This window comes from Nocardioides panacis, assembly GCF_019039255.1.
In the GTDB taxonomy this organism is placed as follows: Bacteria; Actinomycetota; Actinomycetes; order Propionibacteriales; family Nocardioidaceae; genus Nocardioides_B; species Nocardioides_B panacis.
Genome location: NZ_CP077062.1, coordinates 2439161 through 2458329, shown reverse-complemented (window position 1 = coordinate 2458329; position 19169 = coordinate 2439161). Strand labels below are relative to the sequence as shown.

General features: G+C 73.4%; 16 protein-coding genes and 1 pseudogene. 14 read left to right on the top strand and 3 right to left on the bottom strand.

The features are described 5' to 3' along the window. Positions 1-46: 46 nt before the first annotated feature. From KRR39_RS11890 to KRR39_RS11855, 9 genes and pseudogenes are all read left to right on the top strand, one after another. Positions 47-415 (top strand): DUF6504 family protein, encoded by a 369-nt coding sequence (locus KRR39_RS11890; protein WP_216937166.1) that lies wholly within the window; start codon positions 47-49, stop codon positions 413-415. Between the two features lie 11 nt (positions 416-426). Further along, positions 427-957, top strand: coding sequence for an SAV_6107 family HEPN domain-containing protein (locus KRR39_RS11885; protein ID WP_216937163.1), 531 nt, complete (start codon positions 427-429; stop codon positions 955-957). Beyond that, complete coding sequence (locus KRR39_RS11880) at positions 950-5029, top strand: DNA polymerase III subunit alpha (protein WP_216937161.1); 4080 nt, start codon at positions 950-952, stop codon at positions 5027-5029. Before KRR39_RS11885 ends, KRR39_RS11880 begins: the two co-directional genes overlap by 8 nt. Positions 5030-5039: 10 nt before the next feature. Further along, positions 5040-5249: pseudogene (locus tag KRR39_RS24765) on the top strand (hypothetical protein); the annotation flags it as partial. Between the two features lie 118 nt (positions 5250-5367). Next, a complete protein-coding gene (locus tag KRR39_RS24760) occupies positions 5368-5820 on the top strand; it encodes a class I SAM-dependent methyltransferase (protein WP_254185079.1) in 453 nt (150 codons plus the stop codon). Between the two features lie 25 nt (positions 5821-5845). Continuing rightward, on the top strand, positions 5846-7048 hold the full coding sequence (dinB, locus tag KRR39_RS11870) for a DNA polymerase IV (RefSeq protein ID WP_254185078.1): 1203 nt from the start codon (positions 5846-5848) through the stop codon (positions 7046-7048). A gap of 426 nt (positions 7049-7474) precedes the next feature. Further along, positions 7475-8023, top strand: a complete 549-nt coding sequence (locus KRR39_RS11865) for an RsiG family protein (protein WP_254185683.1) — start codon at positions 7475-7477, stop codon at positions 8021-8023. Then, a complete protein-coding gene (locus KRR39_RS11860) occupies positions 8020-8745 on the top strand; it encodes a FliA/WhiG family RNA polymerase sigma factor (RefSeq protein ID WP_216942228.1) in 726 nt (241 codons plus the stop codon). Before KRR39_RS11865 ends, KRR39_RS11860 begins: the two co-directional genes overlap by 4 nt. Before the next feature lie 100 nt (positions 8746-8845). Beyond that, on the top strand, positions 8846-9292 hold the full coding sequence (locus KRR39_RS11855; protein WP_216942226.1) for an SCO2097 family morphological protein: 447 nt from the start codon (positions 8846-8848) through the stop codon (positions 9290-9292). A gap of 432 nt (positions 9293-9724) precedes the next feature. On the opposite strand, the gene KRR39_RS11850 is transcribed toward KRR39_RS11855, so the two are convergent. The 3 genes from KRR39_RS11850 to KRR39_RS11840 are packed head-to-tail and all read right to left on the bottom strand — an operon-like array spanning position 9725 to position 14463. Beyond that, positions 9725-12100, bottom strand: a complete 2376-nt coding sequence (locus tag KRR39_RS11850; RefSeq protein ID WP_216942224.1) for a transglutaminase TgpA family protein — start codon at positions 12098-12100, stop codon at positions 9725-9727. A 33-nt stretch (positions 12101-12133) separates the two neighbouring features. Beyond that, on the bottom strand, positions 12134-13441 hold the full coding sequence (locus tag KRR39_RS11845) for a DUF58 domain-containing protein (RefSeq protein ID WP_216942222.1): 1308 nt from the start codon (positions 13439-13441) through the stop codon (positions 12134-12136). A gap of 29 nt (positions 13442-13470) precedes the next feature. Next, positions 13471-14463: an AAA family ATPase gene (locus KRR39_RS11840; RefSeq protein ID WP_216942558.1), complete on the bottom strand. Its 993-nt coding sequence runs from the start codon at positions 14461-14463 to the stop codon at positions 13471-13473. Between the two features lie 449 nt (positions 14464-14912). Between KRR39_RS11840 and mraZ the strand changes: the two genes are divergently transcribed. The 5 genes from mraZ (at position 14913) to KRR39_RS11815 (ending at position 19148) form a co-directional block, all read left to right on the top strand. Beyond that, entirely contained in the window at positions 14913-15371 is a 459-nt protein-coding gene (gene mraZ, locus KRR39_RS11835; protein WP_216942220.1) for a division/cell wall cluster transcriptional repressor MraZ, read from the top strand. Positions 15372-15549: 178 nt separating this feature from the next. Next, positions 15550-15690 (top strand): hypothetical protein, encoded by a 141-nt coding sequence (locus KRR39_RS11830; protein WP_216942219.1) that lies wholly within the window; start codon positions 15550-15552, stop codon positions 15688-15690. An 11-nt stretch (positions 15691-15701) separates the two neighbouring features. Next, positions 15702-16676, top strand: a complete 975-nt coding sequence (gene rsmH / locus KRR39_RS11825; protein ID WP_216942217.1) for a 16S rRNA (cytosine(1402)-N(4))-methyltransferase RsmH — start codon at positions 15702-15704, stop codon at positions 16674-16676. 37 nt (positions 16677-16713) lie between these two features. After that, a complete protein-coding gene (ftsL, locus tag KRR39_RS11820) occupies positions 16714-17313 on the top strand; it encodes a cell division protein FtsL (RefSeq protein WP_216942215.1) in 600 nt (199 codons plus the stop codon). After that, the gene (locus KRR39_RS11815) at positions 17310-19148 is read left to right on the top strand and encodes a peptidoglycan D,D-transpeptidase FtsI family protein (RefSeq protein ID WP_254185682.1); all 1839 of its coding nucleotides are present in this window, start codon (positions 17310-17312) and stop codon (positions 19146-19148) included. Before ftsL ends, KRR39_RS11815 begins: the two co-directional genes overlap by 4 nt. Positions 19149-19169: the final 21 nt, after the last annotated feature.

Genomic DNA, 19169 nt, shown 5'->3' with positions numbered 1-19169 from the left:
TCGAGCCGTGACGGACCAGAGCGAGAGCTCGGATGAGGTGGCAGCGATGCGACGGTACGACGACCCCGTGGACGTGCGCCGGGGGCAGGTGGCAGGAGCCGGAGGCCGGGGGACGGTCGAGCTCGTCGAGGGGCCCGAGCAGTTCCTGTGGCGGGGCCGGCTCTGGAAGGTCTCCGCGGTGGTCGCGCACTGGGTGGAGACCGGGGCGTGGTGGCAGTCCAGCGGGGTGCACGCCGTGCTCGGCGAGGACCGGGAGGCCGACCACCGCGTCGACCTGTCCGCGGAGCGGGAGGTCTGGCGGGTCGAGGCCGGCCGGGGGATGTCCTCCTCCCCGCGCGAGGCCGCCCGCGGCGTCTTCGACCTGGTCTTCGACTGGGCCGACGGCAGTTGGCGGCTCACCCGGTGCCTGGACTGAGGGGCGGGCCGATGACCTCCTCGCCCCAGCAGCCCTGGGAGCAGCCGCACCCGTTCGCGCTGCCCGCTGCCACGCACTCCTACCTCGAGCGGGCCGCGGCCTCGCTCCGCGAGGCGATGGCCACCCCCGAGGTGCCGATGCGCTACGCCGGTGCCCACGTCTCGGCGCTGCGGGCGACCGCGGCGCTGCTCGCCGCCCGGGCCACCCCGGCGGCCGGCCCGCGCCGGGGCCGGCAGAAGAACGCCTGGGTGCTGCTCGCCGAGGTGGCCCCCGAGCTCAGTGAGTGGGCGGCGTTCTTCTCCGCCGGCGCGGCCAAGCGGGCGGCGGCGGAGTCCGGCTCGGTGCGCGCGGTGACCGAGCGCGAGGCCGACGACCTGGTCCGGGACGCCGACCGGTTCCTCGGCCTGGTCGAGGAGTCCCTCGGGATGACCCGGCACGTCCCGCTCGCGGAGCACCTGGCCGGGCCGCCGGCGCACGCCACCCCCGGGACCGGCCGGAACGCCGCTTGGGTGACCACGAGGCGGCGCGATCACGTTGCCTGACCCGTTCGTGCACCTGCACGTGGCGTCCGGCTACTCCCTGCAGTACGGCGCCTCCCACCCGCACGTCCTGGTCGAGCGTGCCGTCGAGCAGGAGATGGACACCCTCGCCCTCACCGACCGCGACGGCACCTACGGCGCGGTCCGGTTCGCCAAGGCCTGCCTGCAGGGCGGGGTGCGCCCGGTGCTCGGCGTGGACCTCGCGGTCGCGCCGCTGCACCCCTGGTCGGGGGCACCCGCGGACCCGCGCGGCCGGCCGGTGGACGTCCGCCAGGGCCGGTCGCCCGCCCGCGGGGGAGCGTTCCGCGACCGGCGGCTGCCGCGGGCGACGTTCCTGGCCGGCAGCAAGCGGGGCTGGGCGGCGCTGTGCCGGCTGGTCTCGGCGACCCACCTGGCGGGGGAGCGGGGCGACCCGGTCAGCACCCTGGACCTGGTGGCCGAGCACGTCGCCGGCCGCGACGTGGTGGTGCTGCTCGGCCCCGGCTCCGAGCTGGGCCGGGCGGTGACGCTGCGCCGCGACGACCTCGCGCAGGCCGCCCTCGCGCCCTGGCTCGAGGTCGTCGACCGGGCCGACCTGGTCGTCGAGCTGGTCTCCCACCGGCTGTCCGGCTCGGGGCCCGGGTCCTCGCCGCACGCCGCCCGGATGGCCGGTGCCGCCCGGTCGGCCGGGCTGGGGATGGTGCTGACCAACGCGGTGCGCTACGCCGACCGGCTCGACGCCCCGACCGTCGACGTGCTCGACGCGGCCCGCCGGCTGGTGCCGCTCGGCTCCGCCGACCTCAGGAACCTCGACGCGACCGGCTTCCGGGCCAACGCCGAGGGCTTCCTGAAGTCCGGCAAGCAGATGGCCGAGGTGGCCGAGGAGGTCTGCCGGTTCGCCGGGCTCGGCTCCGACAGCGCCCGCGAGGCCCGGCGGCTGCTGGCCCGCAGCCGGGTCGTCGGCGACCGCTGCGCCCTCGACCCGCGCCACGACCTCGGCCTGGGGGAGGTGCACTTCCCGGAGTTCCAGGTGGTCACCGGCGAGGACGCCGTGCGGCACCGCACCGCCGACGGGGTGCTGCGGGCCCGCTGCGAGTCCGCCGTCGGGCGGCGCTACGGCGGCGCCCCCCGGCAGCGGATCTGGAAGCGGCTCGACGACGAGCTGCGGACCATCGGCACGCTCGGCTACGCGCCCTACTTCCTCACCGTCGCCGACGTCACCGACCTGATCAAGGACATGGGCGTGCGCTGCGCGGCGCGCGGGTCCGGCGCGGGCAGCCTGGTCAACTACCTGCTCGGGGTCTCCGGCGTCGACCCGCTGCGGCACGACCTGCTGATGGAGCGGTTCCTGTCCCCGCTGCGGCAGGCGCTCCCCGACATCGACGTCGACGTGGAGTCCGCCCGCCGGCTCGAGGTCTACGAGGCCGTGCTCGACCGCTACGGCGGGGAGCGCTGCGTGTGCGTGTCGATGATGGACACCTACCGGGTCCGGCACGCGGTCCGCGACGTCGGCGCCGCGCTCGGCATGCCGGTCGGGGAGATCGACGCGATCGCCAAGGCGTTCCCGCACATCCGGGCCCGCGACGCCCGGGTCGCGCTGCGCGACCTGCCCGAGCTGCGGGCCTCCGGGCTCGGCGAGCAGCGGCTCGACCTGCTGTTCCGGCTCGTCGAGCGGCTCGACGGGCTGCCCCGGCACATCGCCGTGCACCCGTGCGGGGTGCTGCTCTCCGACGCGACGCTGCTCGACCGCACGCCGGTCGAGGCGTCGTACGCCGGCTTCCCGATGAGCCAGTTCGACAAGGACGACGTGGAGGACCTCGGCCTGCTCAAGCTCGACGTGCTCGGCATCCGGATGCAGTCCTCGATGGCGCACGCCGTCGACGAGATCGAGCGGGTCGAGGGGGTCCGGCTCGACCTCGACGACGAGCAGCAGGTGCCGTTCGACGACGACCGGACGTTCCGGATGATCTCCCAGTCCAAGACCCTCGGCTGCTTCCAGATCGAGTCGCCGGGCCAGCGCGAGCTCGTCGGCAAGTCCGGCATCGACTCCTTCGAGGACATCATCACCGACATCTCGCTGTTCCGGCCCGGGCCGGTGAAGAGCGACATGATCACCCCCTACCTGCACGCCAAGCAGGGCTGGGGGATGCCGAGCTACCTCCACGACGACCTGCGCCCGATCCTCGGCCCGACCCATGGCGTGGTGGTCTTCCACGAGCAGGTCATCGAGATGATCGCCCGGTTCGCCCGGTGCAGCTACGAGCAGGCCGACGAGGCCCGGCGCGCGCTCGGTGACGTCGAGGGCATGGCGGAGACCAAGGTGTGGTTCTTCCCGCGGGCGATGGCGCACGGCTACTCCCGGCGGGTCGTCGAGGAGATCTGGAAGATCCTCGCGGCGTTCGCGTCCTTCGGGTTCTGCAAGGCGCACGCGGCGGCCTTCGCGCTGCCGACCTACCAGTCCGCCTGGCTCAAGGCGCACTACCCGGCGCACTTCCTGTCCGGGGTGCTCACCCACGACCCGGGGATGTACCCCAAGCGGTTGATCCTCGACGACGCCCGGCAGTTCGGGATCGCGGTGCTCGGCCTCGACGTGAACGCCTCGGAGAAGACGTTCGTGGTCGAGCGGGTCGAGGACGACGGGCAGCCCACCGGGCAGCCCACGGAGTTCGGCACGAGCGGGCACGGCTACGGCATCCGGCTCGCGCTGTCGGAGGTCAAGGGGATCTCCGAGTCCGAGGTGGACCGGGTCGTCGCGGCCCGGCCCTACCAGTCGCTCACGGACTTCTGGCAGCGCGCCCGGGTCTCCCGCCCGGTGGTGGAGAGGCTGGTGCTCGCCGGCGGGTTCGACAGCGTCTACCGGATCGGGGACGCAGCCGCGGACGGAGGCGTACGCCGCCGGGGCAGCGTCACCCGCCGCGACCTGCTGCTCCAGGTGGCCGACCTCGACCGGCACGGCCGCGCCGTCGACCGGGCCGCCGCGGGACGGGGACGCGGGCTCGCGAGCCGCGGCGTGGCGCCGGGCGGACGGGTGGCGGCGGTCGCCCGGGCCGAGGACGCGGCGGCGGGCAACAGCTCCGACGGGCTGGTCCGGGACCGGCAGCGGGACGCCCAGCCGGCCCGCCCCGCCGGCGCCCGGGGCCGTCCGGGCGACCAGCCCTGGGACCCGCCCTCCGGCCTGCACCCCAGCCGGCAGCAGGCCGGGGTCTGGGAGCAGTCGCAGCGCCAGTCCCGCGCCACCCGGAAGGCCACGCCGGTGAGCTCGGTCCAGCTGGCCCTCGACCTGGGGGACACCCCGGTCGACGGCGAGGTCAGCGGCCTGCCGGAGATGAACGCCTCCGAGCGGGTGCGCGCCGAGCTGGAGATCCTGGGTCTCGACGTGAGCCGGCACGTCGTGCAGGCCTACGACCCGTTCCTCGACGCGCTCGGGGTGACCCGCTCGGCGGACCTGCTCACCCGCCGCAGCCGGTCCGAGCTGCTGGTCGCCGGGGTCAAGGTGGCCACCCAGACCCCGCCGATCCGGTCCGGGCGCCGGGTGGTCTTCCTGACCCTCGACGACTCGACCGGCCCGGTGGACGCGACGTTCTTCGAGGACGTCCAGGGGCCCTACGCCGCCACGGTGTTCCACTCCTGGCTGCTGGTCGTGCGCGGCGTGCTGCGGCGGACCGGCCGGCGGGGCGTCTCGCTGCGGGCCACCGGCTGCTGGGAGCTGCCGGTCCTGCACGAGGCCTGGCAGCACGGCGGACCCGACGCCGTCCGGGCCCTGATGGCGGCGGTGCCCGAGGGGTTCGGCTCCGCGGGCGAAGGGGCCGTGCAGGGCGCGGCCGAGAGCCGGTCGACCCGCCCGGTGGTCGCCCGGCCGACCCCGGGCAACGCTCCCGACACCACCGGGGAGGTCCCCGGAGCCGGGGAGGGCGGTCCCGCCGCGGGCGGGATGGGACGGCGCCGGGTGCTGGTGCACTCCAGCGGCTTCCACGATGTCGCCCTACGCGGACATCAAGCCGCCGGGCGAGGACACCAAGTCGGCTCCCCGCAAGCTGTGGCACTCGTCCCCGGGCAGCTCCGGTGCCTGAGACGAGCGCCGCCCGGCGGGCACTAGGGTGGGCGCCATGTCAGCCGACCCGCGACCGGGCCAGAGCAGCCTCCAGCGACGCAGCGCCGCCCGTACGGCGGTCGTGTGGCACGCCCTGCGCGACGTGCTCGAGACCCGCTACGCCGACCGGCCGGCCGCCGTCCTCGACATCGGGGGAGGCACCGGTGGCCTCGCGGTCCGGGTCGCCGAGCTCGGCCACCAGGTGGTGGTCGTCGACCCCAGCCCCGACGCGCTGGCCATCCTCGCGCGTCGCGCCGACGAGAGCGGCGTGGCCGACCGGGTCAGCGGACGCCAGGGGGGACCTGGGCACGCTGCCCGGCCTGGTCCCGGACGGCGGGACCGACGTGGTGCTCTGCCACGGCGTCCTGGAGATCGTCGAGGACCCGGCAGCCGCGCTGGCCGCGCTCGCCGCGTCCCTGCGTCCCGGCGGGACGCTCAGCCTGCTCGTCAACCAGCGGCACGCCGCCGTGGTCACCCGGGCGATGGCCGGCCACTTCACCGCGGCCCGGTCGCTGCTGGAGTCCGGGCCCGCCGGGGCGGCCACCGGCGGCGCCACCAACCGCCGGTTCACCGCCGACGAGATCACCGCGGTGCTCGACGACGCCGGCTTCGACACCGAGGCCATGCACGCGGTCCGGGTCTTCGTCGACCTGGTGCCCAGCTCGCTGGTCGACCTCGAGCCGGGAGCCGCGCAGGCTCTCGTCGAGCTCGAGCGGGCGGTGGCGACCCGGCCCGAGTACCTCGCCCTGGCCACCCAGATCCACACCCTGGCGACCCGGCGCGGCACCTCCGGCTGAAGCCCCCCGTCCTCGGGCGGCTCCGGTGACCCCGGAGGAGGCGTCCTGGGAGTGCCCGGTCCTGCACGTCGACATGGACGCGTTCTACGCCTCCGTCGCCGTCCGGGACCGCCCCGACCTCCAGGACGTCCCGGTCGTGGTGGGCGGCGGGCACCGCGGGGTGGTGCTCTCGGCCAACTACCGGGCCCGCACCTACGGCGTCCGGTCCGCGATGCCGATGACCCGGGCCCGGCGGCTCTGCCCGAACGCCGTGGTCCTCTCGCCGAGCTTCGAGACCTTCGACGTGGTGTCCCGCTCGGTGATGGAGACCTTCCGGCAGGTCACCCCGCTGGTCGAGGTGGTCTCGCTGGACGAGGCGTTCCTCGACGTGTCCGGCTCCGTGCGCCGGCTCGGGTCACCGTACGCCATCGCCTCGCTGCTGCGGGCCCGGATCTACGACGAGCAGGGCATCACCTGCTCGGTCGGGATGGCGGCCACCGTCGCGGTCGCCAAGCTCGCCTCCCGGCGCGCCAAGCCCGACGGGATCGTGGTCGTGCCGCCCGCGGCGGTGACCACCTTCCTGCACCCGCTCGACGTCGGTGAGCTGTGGGGCGTGGGGGAGAAGACCAGTGACCTGCTGCACCGGCTCGGCCTGCGCACGGTCGGCGACATCGCGCACACCCCGCTGACCACGTTGCAGCGGGCGGTCGGGGTGCACCTGGCCACCTCCCTGCACCAGCTGGCCTGGGGCGAGGACCGGCGGGTGGTCACCGCGCGGCGGGGCGGCGACGAGCCGGACAAGAGCATGGGCGCCGACGAGACCTTCGGGCGGGACACCGACGACCGGGAGGTGGTGCTGCGCGAGCTGCTCCGGCTCTCCGCGAAGGTCGCCACCCGGATGCGGGCGGCCCAGGTGGCCGGCCGCACGGTCACCGTGAAGGTGCGGTTCGCCGACTTCACCACCCTCACCCGGTCCAAGACGCTGGGGGAGGCGACGGACGTGACGCGGGAGATCTACCGCACCGCGACCGACCTGTTCACCGGCCTCGGGCTGCAGCGCGCCCGGATCCGGCTGGTGGGGGTGCGGGTCGAGGGCTTGGTGCCCCGGTCCACGGTGCAGCGCCAGCTGGTGCTCGGGGAGCGGGAGCGCGGCTGGCCCGAGGCCGACGGCGCCGTGGACCGCGCCACCAGGAGGTTCGGGGCGGCGGCGTTGCGGCCGGCCACCCTGCTCGGCAGCGACCGGGCCTAGGTCGTCCCGACAGCGGCCGGCCCGGAGCCGGACCGGGGCCGGACGTGACAGCGGCCCCGGGTCCGAAGGACCGGGGGCCGCCTGTGGCCAGATGCATCGGGGGGCTGATGATCCGGCGCCGCGGGGGGAAGGGGGGCTTTCCCGGATCCCACGGATGTGTTGTCCTGCTCCGCTCGCTTGCCGGTCTCCCAGGGAGCGGCAGTTCGGGCGGTGCATTCAGAGAGAGTCTCGGCGCCCGAGAGGACCAGACTTGATAGTCCGAACGGACTATTTGAAGGGCCCGTTTCGGTTGATTCCGGCTGGCGTGGGCCCGGGGAGGGGGTCAATCGCCCCAACGGCGGACGCCGGAGCCGCGGATTGTGAGAATCTCTTGGAGGAGATCGGCGACCGCCGACGCGACGAGGTGCGACGAAAGACTCGGAGAGCATGAGCCCGCTAGGAGAAGACGAGGGTGGTCTGGCACTGGCCGACGCCACTCCTGGTCCCGACGCCTGGGCGGAGCTGACGCTCGAGGACCTGCGCCTCTACCGACGCCGGGTGGCGGAGGAGGAGGAGAAGGTCTCCTACTGGCGTCGTCTGGTGCACGCCCGCATCGACGTGCTCGAGGCCGAGGCCCACCACGAGCGGCCGCTGCGGCTCGACGAGCTGATCCGGGTCCTGGGGGACACCGGCACCGGGCGCACCCGCACCGCGCTGGTCAGCGTGCGGGCCGCCGACGACCTGCCCGAGCTGCCGATCCTCGCCGACATGTGGGTCACCGAGCTCGACCCCAACGACACTGCCGCGGTCTCCGCGGCGATCGCCCGGTTGCGGCAGGCCGAGGAGCAGCTCACCGACTACCGGCGTGCCCTGCACGAGCGGCTCGACGAGGCCACCTCCGAGCTGATCGCGCGCTACCGCGACAACCCGGTCAGCGCCCTGGTGGCCTTCACCGCCCCGCACACCGGCGGCGGACGTTCAGGAGCGATGGCATGAGCCCCAGCGACGACCTCGAGCAGATCTGGAACGAGTTCCGGGCCACCGGCGAAGCCAGCCTGCGCAACCGGCTGGTCCTGCAGTACGCCCCGCTGGTGAAGTACGTCGCCGGCCGGCTGCGCACCCGGATGCCCGACTCGGTCGACCCCGACGACCTGGTGTCGGACGGCGTGCTCGGCCTGATGGACGCCATCGAGCGGTTCGAGCCGGCCCGCGGGCTGTCGTTCCAGACCTTCGCGGTGCCCCGGATCCGGGGCGCGATCATCGACGGGATGCGCTCGATGGACTTCGTGCCGCGCTCGGTCCGCGACAAGCTCCGCACCGTCCAGCGCGCCCAGGTCTCCCTCGAGGAGCGGCTCGGCCGGGTGCCCGAGGACGTCGAGGTCGCCCGCGAGGTCGGCATCCCGGTCCAGCAGCTGCGCGACCTCAGCCGGCAGGCCAACTCCAACCACGCCAACCTCGACGACTTCGACCTCGCCGACGAGCTCTCCTCGGCCGCCGACCACCAGGTCGAGCAGGGCGACGTGAACGCCTCGCTGATGCGGGTCGTCGACCAGCTCGCCGAGCGCGACCAGGTGATCATCGCGCTCTACTACTTCGAGGGCCTCACGCTGGCCGAGATCGGTCAGGTCCTCGGGGTGACCGAGTCGCGGGTCAGCCAGGTGCACCGCCGGGCAACCACGACGTTGCGGGAGAAGCTCGTCGCCCTCGACTCTGCCTAGTCTTTCGACGATTTTTCCATGCAGATTTCGGGGCTCGGGTACCGGTTGCCGGAACGCCTGCCTAGACTGAGAAACAGCAATCACCTGGCGGGAGGTCACCGTGCCGCTCTCTGAAGAGGAGCTGCGTCTGCTCGAGCAGATGGAGCGCGCCCTCGTTGCCGACGACCCCAAGCTGGCGTCGACCATGCGGGGGACCACGTTGCGGGCCTCGGCGCGCCGACGAGCCCTTCTCGCTGGGCTGGTCTTCGTCGTCGGACTCGTCGTCCTGATGACCGGTGCGGTCACCCAGAACACCATCGTCGGGATCATCGGCTTCGTGGTCATGCTCGGCTCGGCGTACGTCGCCCTCAGCTCCTGGAAGGGCCACGGCCAGGCCGCCGAGCAGCCGCGCGGCGAGCCGGGTTCGCACCCCTCGTTCAGCGTCATCGACGGCGGCCGCAGCAAGAAGTCCCGCGGCTCACGGGGCCGCTCCCCGCAGCAGTCGCACTCGATGATGGAGCGCTTCGAGGAGCGCTGGCGCCGCCGCCGCGACCAGAACGGCTACTGACCCACTCTCCCTCCCCGGGGCACACCCGCACCATGCCCTGCCGGACACGCCTCCCTCGTCACACGCCACCCCTCGCCTGTCCACCTGACGCCCACCCGTGCCTCAACCAAGGCCGACCCGGGCCTAAGCCGAGGCCGACCCGGGCCTGAGCCAAGGCCGACCCGGGCCTCAACCAGGGCCGACCCGGGCCTGAGTCGAGGTTGACCCGGGCCTGAGCCAAGGCCGACCCGAGATTCAGTGTCGTAGACACGCACTGTTCCGTCGCGAAGAGTCCGGGTCCCCCGTGAGTCAGCCCCGGGTAGGTCGACAACTGCCCGGCTCGACGTGAGTTAAGGCCCGGGTCGACGTGAACCAAGGCCCGGGTCCAGGTCGACTACTGCCCGGCTCGACGTGAGCTAAGGCCCGGGTCGACGTGAACGGAGGCCCGGCGGGTCAGACGGCGCGGTCCACGCCGGGCTCGAGGACGGGGCCGCGGCGGGTGCTGCCGCGCGGGGACACCCGGCGGTTGGTGAGCGAGCCCGGCAGCCAGGTCGCGCGGGTCCGCCGCCGCTTGCCGGCACCCGCGCGCAGGGCGGCGACGCAGGCCGCCACGTCGGAGCGCACCTGCTCCTCGGTCGCCGCGCCGTCCGGCAGGGCGCGGGCGTACCGGGCCCGTTCGAGCAGGCCGACGAGCCGGTCCAGGGCGCGGGTGGCCTCCGGGTCGGCGTCCGGGCCGCGGTGGGTGGACCGGCCGAGGGCGTCGTCCTCGTCACCGGGACGTCCGAACGCGGCCACCAGGTCCCGGGCCGCGGTGCGCAGCGTGACCCCGTCGTCGAACGCGACGCCCAGGTCCACGGCCGTGTCGCGGACCTCGTCCCACCCGGCCTCGACGAGCGCGGCACCGGTGCCCGCGGCGGTCCAGCGGCGGCGACGTACCAGCGTGCGCGTGGTGCGCGGGGCCAGCGCCAGCAGCAGCAGCACGAGCAGGGCCACGGCGGAGCCCACCACGGCCGGGTCGGTCAGCGGCGAGGAGGACTTCTTGCCGTTCACGGCGGCGTTCGGGTCGGTGGACCGGTCGATGCGGTTCAGGGTGGGGGCGACCGCCGGCGCCGAGCTGCTCTCGCTGGGCGCCGGGCGCGGCACCTCCTGGGTGGTGTACGCCGGGACGCCGGCGGCCCGGTCCTGCGGGGTGGGCTCGAAGCGCACCCAGCCGATCCCGCCGAAGTACATCTCCGGCCACGCGTGCAGGTCGTGCGAGCTGTAGACGTAGGTGTTCGGCGCCACCCGGTCCGGGCGCAGGAACCCGACGGCGACCCGCGAGGGGATCCCGATGGCCCGGCCCATCAGCGCCATCGACGCGGCGAACTGCTCGCAGTAGCCGACCCGGCCGTCGGTCGAGAGGAACCGCACCAGGTCGTCGGTGCCGTTCCCGCGGTCGCGCTTGAGGGAGTAGCGGAAGCCGCCGTCGACCCGGAAGAACTGCTGGAGGGCGACGGCCTGCTCGAACTTCGTGGCCTCCCCGTCCGTGACGGTGCGGGCCAGCTTCCTGACCGAGGCGGGCAGGTCGCGGGGCAGCTCGGTGTTCGGGGTGTAGACCGAGGCCGGGGCGGGGGTCGACTCGGCGAGGTCCGCCGCGGACGGCGACAGGTCGAGCGCCGTCAGCCGGTAGGAGATGTTGGCCGTCGTCTGGTTGTCGGCGGCGCTGATGAAGTCCAGCGTCGAGCGGTCGTAGCGCCAGTCGCCCGGCGCCTGCACCGAGGAGACCGGGTACGGCGTCGGCAGCCAGCGTGACCTGAAGTTGGCGCTCGCCTCGAGGGTGGCGCTCACCTTCCGGGACGGGATCGTGAGGTCCAGCCCCGGCGGCCGGGTCACCTCGCCGTCGGCGCGCTGCTTGACGGGGATGTCGCGGCTCGAGGGGCGCCAGGCGGTGCCGTCGAAGGAGTCCAGCACGGTGATCCGGAGGTAGGACGGGTCGTTCTCCGTCGTGGTCATCCGGATGAGCTCGACGTCCTGGCCCTGGGTGAGGTCGCGCTTGAGGTCGATCATCGGGTTGGAGATCGACACCGCGTCGCCGTCGCCGTTGCCCGGCCCGTTGCCGCCGCCGAAGAACGAGGCGCTGAACGACGGCACCAGCAGCGGGACGACCACGGCCACCCCGGTCGCGGTCAGCCCGATCTTGCGCGCCGAGGCCCAGACCGCCTGGCTGCTCACGGTGGTGGTCTGGGTGTCGAAGATCCGGCCGCCGGGGGAGAGCTGGTGCCCCCAGTGGGAGAGCCGCTGGGCCTCCTCCGAGGCGATCAGGAACAGGAAGCACAGCGCCGCCGCGGCGAACTTCAGCCAGGACACGCCACCGTCGAGGACGCTGACGGGCGCGGTGTAGAGCGCCAGCAGCGGGAGACCGGCCAGCGGGGCGCGGCGCAGGCCGACGGCGAGGAAGTCGACCAGCACCGCGGTCAGCGCGCCGGCCAGGATCATCAGCGGGTAGAACTCCGGCACCGACTTGGGGACCGGGGCGGCGTAGGCCTGGGAGGCGACCACCGAGTCGCCGAAGGCGGCGAACAGCTCCTGCACCGAGGACGGCGTGGGCACCCAGCCGCCGAACGACAGCGCCGCGGCCTCCCGGTGGTTCAGCCAGAGCAGCACCAGCACCAGCTGGGCGAGCGCGACCACGAACGCCGGCAGCCGCAGCATCCGCAGCAGCATGCCCAGCACCGCGACCATCAGGCAGGCGCCCAGGATCGGCACCATGAAGCCGGCCGGGTTCTCCGCGAACTTCGTCCACGCGAGCAGCGTCACGAAGGTGGTCAGCGCGGCCAGCAGCGACGGCACCCAGCTGCTCGGACGCAGCTCCCGGACGGGGGGTCATGACGCGTTCCCGGTCAGCGGTGCGGTGGGCGCCGGCTCCCGGTTGCGTCCGTTGGCGCTGCGCCCGGACGTGCCGAGCTCCTGCCACACCGCCGGGAACGGGTCGGTGGGCCCGGCCGAGACGGCCCGCCAGCCGTGCGCGCCGAGCCAGGCCGTGCCCTGCGCGGTGCCGAGCGCCCCGGTGCTCGAGCCCCGCTCCCAGGCAGGTACGTCGAGCGCGACCGCCAGCGCCCCGGAGGCGGAGTGCCGCATCCGGGTCAGCACCGGCTTGTCGTGCTCCGCCACGTCCCCGAGCACCGCGATCAGCAGACCGGAGTGGCCGGCCTCCTGAAGCCAGCGCAGGTCGAGGTGCGGGTGCGTGGTGTCGGTGAGCACCGCCAGCTGCTCGAGCAGGGGAGCGGCCTCGGCCGCCCGGGCGCCGTGCTCGTGCCAGGTGCTGCTCTGGTCCGGCCCGGACGCGGTGACCAGCCGGACGCTGAAGCCGCGCTGCACCAGGTGCACGGCGATCGACGCGGCCAGGGAGACTGCCTGCTCCAGCGAGGAGGCCGCGCCCGTGCCGCGGTGCGCGATCTTGCGGTTGTCGACGAAGAGCGTCGCCCGGGACTGCCAGGGCTGCTCCTCGCGGCGCACCATCAGCTCGCCGGCGTGCGCGCTGCTGCGCCAGTGCACCCGCCGCAGGTCGTCGCCACGGTGGTACTCCCGCACCGTCACGTCCTCGGCGCTGCCGCTCGCGAACGCGCGCGGCCGGTTGTCCCCGGACCCGGTCCACACCCCCGACAGCGGTACGACGGGCAGCGGCACGACCCGCGGGGTGACCACCAGCGTCGAGCGGGTGCGGAACGTGCGCTCGAGCTCGACGAGGCCGAACGGGTCGGACAGCCGCACCTTCATCGGGCCGACGTCGAACTTGCCGCGGACGTCGGAGCGCACGAGGTAGCCCACGCTGCGCTTCCACTTCGGGCCCATCTTGTCGACCACGAACCGGGGCCGGGTGCCGAGCACGTAGGGGATCTGGTCCTCGAGCAGCAGCAGGCCGGTCGGCATCCGGCCGTCGTTGGTCAGGTCGAGCTGCACCCGGGCCTGCTGGCCGGCGGCGACCTGGGCCGGGGCGATGGAGCGGACCAGGCCGAGCCGGTAGCGGCTGCGCCCCAGGAACCACGCGGTGGCCAGCGGCAGCACGATCAGCAGCGCGCCGACCCGGACCAGCTCGTCGTGCCCGAGGAACAGCGCGCACAGGAACGCGGTGCCGCCGGCGGCGAGGAACGCCCGTCCGCGGGTGGTGAGGGCCGACAGTGCTTCACGCATGGCTGGTCTCGTCTGCTCGGAGCGGCGCCCTAGGTGGCGCTGCGGCGGCTCTCGGGCATCGGCACGCCGGCCACGATCTGGCGCAGCGCGGCCTCGGGGGTGCGGCCGCTCATGGAGGCCTCGACGGTGGTCAGCAGCCGGTGCGAGAGCACCTGCACCGCGAGGTCCTTCACGTCGTCGGGGATGACGTAGTCCCGCCCGGACATCGCCGCGGTGGCCTTGGCGGCGCGGACCAGGTGCAGGGTGGCCCGGGGGGAGGCGCCGAGCATCAGCTCGGGCGACCGGCGGGTGGCGGTGGCGATCGCCACGGCGTAGCGCTGGACCGCCTCGGAGACGTAGACCTGGCCGACGATGTCGATGAGCTTGCGGATCTCCGAGGCGTCGGCGACCGGCTCGAGGTCGTCGAGCGGGTTGCTGCGCGTGTGCGAGTCGAGCATCGCGATCTCGGCGGCCTCGACGGGGTAGCCCATCGACACCCGGGCCATGAACCGGTCCCGCTGCGCCTCGGGCAGCGTGTAGGTGCCCTCCATCTCGATGGGGTTCTGGGTGGCGATCACCATGAACGGCGCGTCGAGGAAGTACGTCGTCCCGTCCACCGTGACCTGTCGCTCCTCCATGCACTCGAGCAGCGCGGACTGGGTCTTGGGGGAGGCCCGGTTGATCTCGTCGCCCACCACGATGTTGGCGAACACGCCGCCGGGCCGGAACTCGAACTCGCGGGTGTCCTGGTTGAACACCGAGACGCCGGTGACGTCGGAGGGCAGCAGGTCGGGGGTGAACTGCACCCGGCGCACCGAGCAGTCGATGGAGCGGGCCAGCGCCTTGGCGAGCATCGTCTTGCCGACGCCGGGCACGTCCTCGATGAGCAGGTGGCCCTCGGACAGCATCACCACGAGGGCCAGCCGGGCGACCTCGGGCTTGCCCTCGATCACCTTCTCGATGCTGGCCCGGATGCGGCCGGAGACGCGGGCCAGCGTGTCGAGGTCGGCGCCGCCGACGTCCTCGCGGTGCTGGGTCCCCATGTCGTGGGCTGAGGTCACTGTGTCCTCTTCCTGGTCCACGGCCGGACGGGTCTGGTGCCACCCCCGGCCGTCCTCCTGCTCGGTGTTGTGTAGTCAACCTCATCCCTCAAGCGCTGTCACCGCATCGCCCGAGGCAAGCGGGCATTCGCCACCAAATCGTGGCCCCTCCCCCCCGGATCCCTCCACTTCCCCCCACCGCGGGGCGTCCCGGTCCTCCACTCCGCCCCACCCCGGCGCCCGTCAGGCGTACGTCGCCGGCGCCCCGCCCGCGTTCGCACCGTGTTCGCCGCGTCCTCGCAGCGACCGGGCGGCGCGGGCGGCACGCCTGCGGAGGGTGCGAAAGGGCCCCTGGACACGGCGGAAATGGTTGACGGTGGTGTGTAGTGGAGTAGAGTGGAGCGCAGTGGAGGAGAGGGAGCTCTTTCGCATCGAGATGGGGAGGGGAGCCGATGTTCTTCGGCACCTACACACCCCGCCTCGATGACAAGGGCCGACTGTTCCTCCCGGCGAAGTTCCGGGACGAGCTGGCGGAAGGACTCGTGGTCACCCGGGGGCAGGAGCGCTGCCTCTACGTGTGGTCCATGGAGGAGTTCGGCACGCTCACGGCTCGGTTGCGCGAGGCGCCGGTGACCAACAAGGCGGCTCGGGACTACGTGCGGATGTTCTTCGCCGGCGCCTCGGACGAGACGCCGGACAAGCAGGGCCGCATCACGCTCCCGCCGATGCTGCGGGAGTACGCGTCCCTGACCAAGGAGTGCATCGTGATCGGCGCGATGAACCGGATCGAGATCTGGGACGCCGAGGCGTGGCAGAGCTACTCCGACCAGCAGGAGCAGGCCTTCGCGGACCTCTCCGAAGAGGTCTTCCCGGGGGGTCTGACCCCCAGCACCACCCAGCAGCACAACTGAACAGCCGGAGTCGTAGGACGAGGTCTCACGTCCGCTCACCACTGCCCCCGGTCTGGCGCACCTTCCCCGGTGCCAGAACGGGACTTCCCTCAGGAGTGGGCGGACTGGGACCTGGCCCGGCGAACCCGGCAGGCACAGGCAGGCAGCACCTCCACATCCGAGCAGTTGGGTCGACACCATGACGAGCACGCAGGTCACCGCGGCGGACCGCAGGGTCCGCCACGACGTCCGCGACGGCGTCGTGGTGATCGCCTTCTCCGCGGCGGCGTCCACCGCCGTCGCCCTGGCGCTGCTGCTCCTCGTGCGCGTGGCGGGCTAGGCGATTCCGAGATGACGAACGCCAGCCACGTCCCGGTGCTGCTCGACCGGGTCGTCGCTCTGGTCGCGCCCTCCCTGGACCGCCCCGACCGGGAGCGGACCCTGATGATCGACGCCACGCTCGGCCTCGGCGGTCACACCGAGGCCGTCCTCGAGCGCTGCCCCCAGGCCCACGTGATCGGCATCGACCGCGACGTGCACGCCCTGGACCGCAGCCGCGAGCGCCTGGCGCCGTACGGCGACCGGGTCACCTTCGTGCACGCGGTGTACGACGAGATCGCCGACGTGCTCGACGAGCTCGGCCACCCGTCCGTCGACGCCGTGCTGTTCGACCTCGGCGTCTCCTCCATGCAGCTCGACCTGCGCGAGCGGGGCTTCGCCTACTCCCAGGACGCCCCGCTCGACATGCGGATGGACGACACCGGGGGACCCACCGCCGCGGACGTGCTCAACGAGTACCCGGTCGAGGAACTCACCCGGATCCTCAAGCACTACGGCGAGGAGCGGTTCGCCCGCCGGATCGCCGAGGCCGTGGTCCGCGAGCGCGCCAAGGAGCCCTTCACCACCTCGGGGCGGCTCGTCGAGCTGCTCTACGCCTCGATCCCGGCCCCCGCGCGGCGCACCGGGGGACACCCCGCGAAGCGCACCTTCCAGGCGCTGCGGATCGAGGTCAACGACGAGCTCGGCGTGCTGCGCCGGGCGATCCCGGCCGCGGTGGACGCCATCGGGGTCGGCGGGCGCGTGGTGGTCATGAGCTACCACTCGCTCGAGGACCGGATCACCAAGCACGTGTTCGCGCGGGCGACGCGCAACGACCTGCCGCCGGACCTGCCGTTCGTGCCCGAGGGGCACGAGCCGGCGCTGCGGCTGGTGACGCGGGGGTCCGGGTCGGAGAAGGCCTCGCCGGCGGAGATCGAGGCCAACCCGCGCGCCGCGTCGGTCCGGCTGCGGGCCGTCGAGCGGGTGCACGCAGGAGCAGTGGCATGACACGGGTCGAGAGCAGCACGAGGGATGGGGAGCCGAGATGAGCGCGTTGATGAACCAGGCACGGAACCGGGTGCCCCGGATCGCCGAGGCGGCCGTGGAGCGGGCCCGGCTGTCGGTCGTGCCCCGCGCCCCGGGCCGGAGCGCCGCCCGGGTGCCGTTCGTGGTCCTGGTCTCCCTGCTGCTGGTCGGCGGCGTCGCCGGCCTGCTGTGCTTCAACACCTCCATGCAGCAGGCGTCGTTCACCTCGACGGCCATGGAGGAGCGGTCCGCCGCCCTCGACGCCCGCGAGCAGTCGCTGGTCATGGAGCTCGACGCGCTGCGCGACCCGCAGCGGGTCGCGGTCAAGGCCCAGAAGATGGGCATGGTCCCGGCCACCAGCCCGGCCTTCATCCGGCTCTCCGACGGCAAGGTGCTCGGCAAGCCCACCGCGGCGACCCCCGAGAACGCGCTGCGGGTCACCCCGCTGCCGACCCGCAAGCCGGCCAACCTGCGGCCCACCCCGATCGTCATCGAGGTCAAGCCGGACACGACCGCGAAGACGTCCGCCGGTGACGGCGCGGCCTCCGCGGACGGCACCGCCGCGACGGGTACAAAGAAGGCCCACGACCGGACCCGCAAGCAGGGGAGCCAGCGTTGACCCAGGGCAGCCGCCCCCGTCCCGGAGGACCACGTCCGGGACGTCCCCAGCCGCGAGGCACGAACCAGCAGCGCCGCACGAGCCGGCCGCGGCTCAGGTCGCTGCGCGGTCCCTCGCTGGTCCGGCTGAGGATCGGGTTCCTGCTGATCGCGATGGTCGTCTCGGTCTTCGCGGCCCGGCTGTTCCAGCTCCAGGGCGTCGACGCGCAGGCGTACGTCGCGAAGGCCCGCTCCGAGGGCGCCGTGACGGTGACCCTGCCGGCGACCCGCGGCACGATCACCGACCGCAACGGCGTCGCCCTCGCGGAGTCCGTCGACGGGCTGATGATCATCGCCGACCCGCAGCTGACCGTGAAGAACGCCAGCGCGATCGCCACGATCCTGGCCCGGCGCCTCGACGTGGACTACTTCGACATGCTCAGCCGGCTCCGCAAGCCGGACACCCAGTTCCAGTACGTCGCCCGGCGGGTGCCCTCCACGCTGGCCACGTCGGTCGTCGGCGAGATCGACCGCCGCGGCTACAAGGGCATCGACACCCGGCGCGACCCGGTCCGGACCTACCCGGCCGACGACGTCGCCGCCAACCTGGTCGGCTTCACCAACGACCAGGGGGACGCCGGCGAGGGCGCCGAGCTGATGTTCGACACGATGCTGTCGGGCAAGGACGGCTCCGCGTCGTACGAGACCGGCGGCGGCAACCGGATCCCGCTCGGCGACAACAGCACGGTCCCGCCGCGCAGCGGCCACGACCTGCAGCTCACCATCGACCGCGACGTGCAGTGGTACACCCAGCGGGTCGTCCGCTCCGCCGTCCAGGGCTCCGGCGGCTCGTCGGGCTCGGCGGTGGTGATGGACACCCACACCGGGCAGCTGCTCGCGCTCGCCGACTACCCGACCTTCGACGCCAACCAGCCGAGCCTGTCCTCCAAGGGCAACCTCGGCTCCCGCGCGCTGCGCGACGTCTACGAGCCGGGCTCGGTCGAGAAGGTGCTGACCGCCTCGTCGCTGATCGACGCCGGCAAGGTCACCCCGAACACCAAGATCACCGTCCCGTCGATGCTGCCGCGTGGCGACCGGGTGATCCACGACTACTTCGTGCACCCCAAGCTGCACCTGACGCTGACCGGCGTGATCGCGAAGTCCTCCAACATCGGCACGGTGCTCGCGGCCAGCCAGTTCAAGCACAAGGAGCTCTACGACTACCTGCGCAAGTTCGGCCTCGGTGCGCGCACCGGGATCGGCGTGCAGGGCGAGACCGCCGGCGTCCTGAACAGCTGGAAGGACTGGTCGCAGATCAACCAGGACACCATCGCCTTCGGGCAGGGCCTGGCCGTGAACGCCGTCCAGATGGCCGCCGCGGTGAACACCGTCGCCAACGGCGGCGTCTACGTGAAGCCCAGCCTGGTCAAGGGCCGGGCGACCACCTCCGGCGGGGACGTCGTCGGCTCGGACACCACCACCACGCACCGGGTGATCAGCGCCCGCGCCGCCCGGCTGACCGCCCGCATGATGGAGTCGGTCACCAACCCGGAGACGGGCACGGCCGCCAGCGCCGGCATCGAGGGCTACCGGGTGGCAGGCAAGACCGGCACCGCCCAGCGCGTGGGCGAGCACTGCGGGTGCTACGACGGCACGTTCACGGTGTCGTTCGCCGGCTTCGCACCCGCCGACAAGCCGCGCTTCATGGTCTACGTCGTGGTCCAGGACCCGAAGAACGGCGGCGGGGGCGGATCGGTCGGCGGACCGGCGTTCAAGAAGATCATGAGCTACGCCCTGCAGAAGTACGCCGTACCGCCGACCGGCAGCGTCGCCCCCACGCCCCGCATCGAGTGGTGACCGCGACCGGTACCCTCTCGT